Below are 4252 nucleotides of genomic sequence, written 5' to 3'. Positions count from 1 at the left end.
CGCTGGGAGCTCAGGCCTAACTCAGGTAGAAGACATCGAACTTTCCGTCGGGCCGGGGGGGGCGATGGTCGCCTCGCCCGGGCCCTGGGACGGGTTGATGTTGAGGAAGTGCGCTGCGAGCTCCGCGTTCGGCTGGATGCTGACGCGCCAGGTCTTCGTCCCCGCTTCGCCCTCCATCGCCAACGACTTCTTGAGCTCCGCGTCAGCCGCACTGATCTGGGTCATGGTCTGCTCCTTCGCATGGTGGCCGAGAGCACCGCCCCGACCGGGCAGCAGCTGGAAACCAGGACCGGAAACAGTCGAAAGCGTGGCGCACGAGCGGCGTTCGCTACCGAACCAGAAGACGTTCCGCCGGGCGGCCTACAGCGGGGACGGCCGGGCGCGCGGGCCCGCCGCCGGCCTCCGCCCGCACGCGCCCCGCCGGTGGCCGATCCGCCACGATAGACCGGACAGGCCTTCGCAGCGCGATTGAGCGTCGCGGCCCGCTCGGCCCCAAAAGCAAGGTCGGCGCTCCCACCCTGGGGCCGATCCGGCGGATCAGACCCTCAGTAACGCGGCATGTTCGGGATCGCCTTCTCCGCGAGCTCGATGAGCGCCTCCACCTTCGTCAAGTCGGCCGCAACCTCCTCCGGCGTTACGACGGGGGCCTCCGACGAGCGGTACTCGACTTCGTTGCGCCGGGCTCGCATACGGTTGAAGGGACGCAGCATGGACCCGAGTGGCGGGTCGAGTTGAGCCCGCACGGCCTCGTAGATGACGGTATGGCCACCACGACTGGTCGCGCGCAGTCCCTGATTCTGCAATACCGCGGCCAACGCTCTACGCGCGGCGTCATAGGCCAGTGTGTACGCACCCTCCGGGTCCGTTGCCGCCAACTGCCGCGCGGAGCCTACATGCCTGCGCGCCCGGACCACTTCCGCTTCGGCGGCCTGCTGAGAAGCGGGTACGTGTTCGAGCCCACCACTGGCGATGAGCGCGTCAACCGTCGACCGCCCTTGATTCCAGCGCGTCATGGCGGCTCCAAGTCAAGGTTCAGCTGGACCAGCGGACGTTCGCGAACGCTGGTAAGGAACGGATCGTCCGTACGGGCCTCCCACGCCTCGACGGAGACCCGATGAACGTTGACCTCACGACGCAGGCGTCGGGACGCCTCCTCGGCAAGGTCGAAGAGCGCGTCGGCATCGGGGGCTCCCACAACGAGGACATCCACATCGGCAGGCGGCGGCCCCGGCTCACCGTTGTACCGAGCGGCCCAAGAGCCGTAGATATAGGCGCGCTCCACGCCTTCAAGTCCCGCCAGCGCATCGGTGAGCACTGGCACGGGGCCGAAGGAGACGGACATGAGCTCGCTCAGCGGGCGGTACAGCGGAGTATCCGTGCGGGCCTTGACGAGGCGGCTGCGCCCCACTCGCCGATCGGTCAGGATGCCGCCATCCGCCAACCGGCCAACCTCTCGCAGGACAGCAGTAGGCGTCACTCCGACGTCTGCGGCCAGCTCGGAGATGCTGTACTCGCGTTCCGGATGCAAAAGTACGAGCGCGAGGAGCTCGCCCTGCATACGGGACCGGAGGATGGGGAGCAGACTCGGCGAAACTTTCATTGGGCGCAGGATATCAAGCGCCCAACGAAAGTAACACTCTGCACTCAGTTGCTCACCAGGCCGCAATGGTGGGTGCCTGCCGTGCCAGGTCAGCACCAAGTGTCAGCACGGACATACGGAAGAGGTCGAACTCTCCAGAGTCCGACCCCTTCTGACCCTGCACGCTTGAGGAATTACCTAGCATGCAGCGAAGGCGCGATTACACGTTGAAGCGGAACTCGACCACGTCGCCGTCCTGCATGACGTAGTCCTTGCCCTCCATGCGGGCCTTGCCCTTGGCGCGGGCCTCGGCGACCGAGCCGCATTCGACCAGGTCCGCGAAGGAGATGACCTCGGCCTTGATGAAGCCGCGCTGGAAGTCGGTGTGGATCACGCCGGCCGCCTCGGGAGCGGTGGCGCCCTTCTTGATGGTCCAGGCGCGGGTTTCCTTCGGGCCGGCCGTCAGGTAGGTCTGCAGGCCCAGAGTGGCGAAGCCGACGCGGCCGAGGGTGGCCATGCCGGGCTCTTCCTGGCCGACCGACTGGAGGAGTTCGAGCGACTCGTCGTCGTCGAGCTCGATGAGCTCCGCCTCCAGCTTGGCGTTGAGGAAAATCGCCTCGGCCGGGGCGACGAGCGCGCTCTGCTCCGCCTTGAAGGCGTCGTCCGTCAGCTCGTCCTCGTCCACGTTGAAGACGTAGAGGAAGGGCTTCGTGGTGAGCAGGTGGAGCTCGTGGAGGAGGTCGCCCTGCTCCGTGCCCTTGGTGATGCCCTTGGAGAAGAGGGTGTCGCCCGCTTCGAGGATCTTCTTGGCCTCGACGACGGCCGCGAGGACCGCCACCTTCTCCTTCTGGAGGCGGGACTCCTTCGTCAGGCGCGGTTCGGCCTTCTCGATGGACTGGAGGTCGGCGAGGATCAGCTCGGTGTTGATCGTCTCGATGTCGTCCTTCGGCGAGACCTTGCCGTCGACGTGGACGACGTTCTCGTCCTTGAAGGCGCGGATGACCTGGCAGATGGCGTCCGACTCGCGGATGTTCGCGAGGAACTTGTTGCCGAGGCCCTCGCCCTCCGACGCACCGCGCACGATGCCCGCGATGTCCACGAAGTCGACGGTCGCCGGGAGGATCTTCTGCGAACCGAAGATGCCGGCCAGGACGCCCAGGCGCGCGTCCGGGACGCCGACGACGCCGACGTTCGGCTCGATCGTGGCGAACGGGTAGTTGGCCGCCAGCACGTCGTTCTTGGTCAGGGCGTTGAAAAGGGTCGACTTGCCGACATTCGGCAGGCCGACGATTCCGATCGTGAGCGACACGTTGGCGACTTCCCGTAGCTGGAGGGGGCGGCGGCCCAGGAGTGGGCCACCGGACAGTTTACTTTCCGATGAGTGGCGGTGGATGTACGCGTGTCCGCGGCCCGATCCGGCCCGCTCCCCGCCTACTTTGGTGACGTGGAGCAACACAGAACGCGATCGGCCCCTCACCAACAGCGACCTCCGGCCCAGCGCCAGGCGCCCCGGTCCGCCGCGGTGCCCGCCCAGGCCAAGGGCGGCCCCCGGCGGCCCGCGCTCGGGCGGCGGATGCCCCGGCCCCGGCTGACCGGGCTCGGCGGCGGGCTGTTCGCGTGCGCCGCCATGGCGCTGGTGGGCGGGATCTGCTGGCTGCTCTTCGACTCCTCGCTCTTCGTCTACGGGCTGCTCTTCGTGCCCGTCGCGGCCGCCACCGCGCTCTGGGTACGGCCCGCCGACCTGATCACCGCGCCGATCGGCGTGCCCATCGCCTTCGCCGCCGGGGTGTGGCCCATCTCGGGCGGTTCCGGCGGCATCGGCGGGCAGCTGATGGGGCTGGTGTCCGCGCTGTCCCTGCACGCCGGCTGGCTGTACGCCGGGACGCTGGTCGCCGCGCTGATCGCCGTCGTGCGCAAAGCCGTGCTGATCAGCAGGCGGCGGATGCCCCGGCGCATCACCCAGTGAGCGTTCCTGCCGCTACCTCTCGGCCGCCTGCGCCGCCTTCGCCCCCATCGCCTCCTTCGCCGCCGTCGCATCCTTCGCCGTCCGGGCCGCCATCGCCGCCATCCCCGCTCCCACGATGCCCGCGTTGTTCTGCAGCTTCGCCGGGACGATCTCGGCCCGCACGCCCTCGATCAGCGGCAGGAACTTCTCCGGCTTGCGGCTGACGCCCCCGCCGATGATGAAGAGGTCCGGCGAGAACAGCATCTCCACGTGCTGCAGGTACCTCTGCACGCGGTGCGCCCAGCGCTCCCACGTGAGGTCATGGTCCTCCTTGGCCTTCACCGACGCCCGCGTCTCCGCGTCGTGGCCCTTCAGCTCCAGGTGTCCGAGTTCCGAGTTCGGGACCAGCCGCCCGTCCGTGAACAGGGCGCTCCCGATGCCCGTCCCCAGGGTGAGCAGGAGGACGGTGCCGCCCCGCCCGCGCCCGGCCCCGTACGTCATCTCGGCGACGCCCGCCGCGTCCGCGTCGTTCAGGACGGTGACCGGCAGGCCGCCCAGCTCGCGCGAAATCAGCGTCGCCGCGTCGACGCCGATCCAGGACTTGTCCATGTTGGCCGCCGAACGGATGACGCCGCTCGTGACCACGCCCGGGAAGGTGACCCCGAGCGGCCCGTCCCAGTCGAAGTGGCGCACCACCTCGCCGACACAACCGGCCACCCCCTCGGGGG

General features: G+C 68.7%; 6 protein-coding genes. 1 reads left to right on the top strand and 5 read right to left on the bottom strand.

Translation table 11 applies throughout. From position 1 onward, the window contains the following. Nucleotides 1-21: 21 nt before the first annotated feature. From ACWGIU_RS31145 to ychF, 4 genes are all read right to left on the bottom strand, one after another. On the bottom strand, nt 22-225 hold the full coding sequence (locus tag ACWGIU_RS31145; RefSeq protein ID WP_453711423.1) for a hypothetical protein: 204 nt from the start codon (nt 223-225) through the stop codon (nt 22-24). Nucleotides 226-545: 320 nt separating this feature from the next. Then, a complete protein-coding gene (locus ACWGIU_RS31140) occupies nt 546-1013 on the bottom strand; it encodes a hypothetical protein (protein WP_453711421.1) in 468 nt (155 codons plus the stop codon). Next, nucleotides 1010-1600 carry an ArsR family transcriptional regulator gene (locus tag ACWGIU_RS31135; protein ID WP_453711419.1) on the bottom strand — a complete coding sequence of 197 codons (591 nt, stop codon included), beginning with the start codon at nt 1598-1600 and terminating at the stop codon, nt 1010-1012. The genes ACWGIU_RS31140 and ACWGIU_RS31135 overlap by 4 nt, the downstream gene beginning before the upstream one ends. A 199-nt stretch (nt 1601-1799) precedes the next feature. Beyond that, nucleotides 1800-2888 carry a redox-regulated ATPase YchF gene (gene ychF / locus ACWGIU_RS31130; RefSeq protein WP_453711417.1) on the bottom strand — a complete coding sequence of 363 codons (1089 nt, stop codon included), beginning with the start codon at nt 2886-2888 and terminating at the stop codon, nt 1800-1802. A 264-nt stretch (nt 2889-3152) separates the two neighbouring features. On the opposite strand from ychF, the gene ACWGIU_RS31125 reads away from it, so the two are divergent. Beyond that, a complete protein-coding gene (locus ACWGIU_RS31125; protein ID WP_453711425.1) occupies nt 3153-3545 on the top strand; it encodes a DUF6542 domain-containing protein in 393 nt (130 codons plus the stop codon). Between the two features lie 12 nt (nt 3546-3557). On the opposite strand, the gene ppgK is transcribed toward ACWGIU_RS31125, so the two are convergent. After that, nucleotides 3558-4252: polyphosphate--glucose phosphotransferase (gene ppgK, locus ACWGIU_RS31120; protein WP_453711415.1), on the bottom strand; the 695-nt coding region annotated here is incomplete at its 5' end.

The organism is Streptomyces sp. NPDC054840 (assembly GCF_053611065.1).
This window is presented reverse-complemented; position numbering and strand designations above follow the sequence as displayed.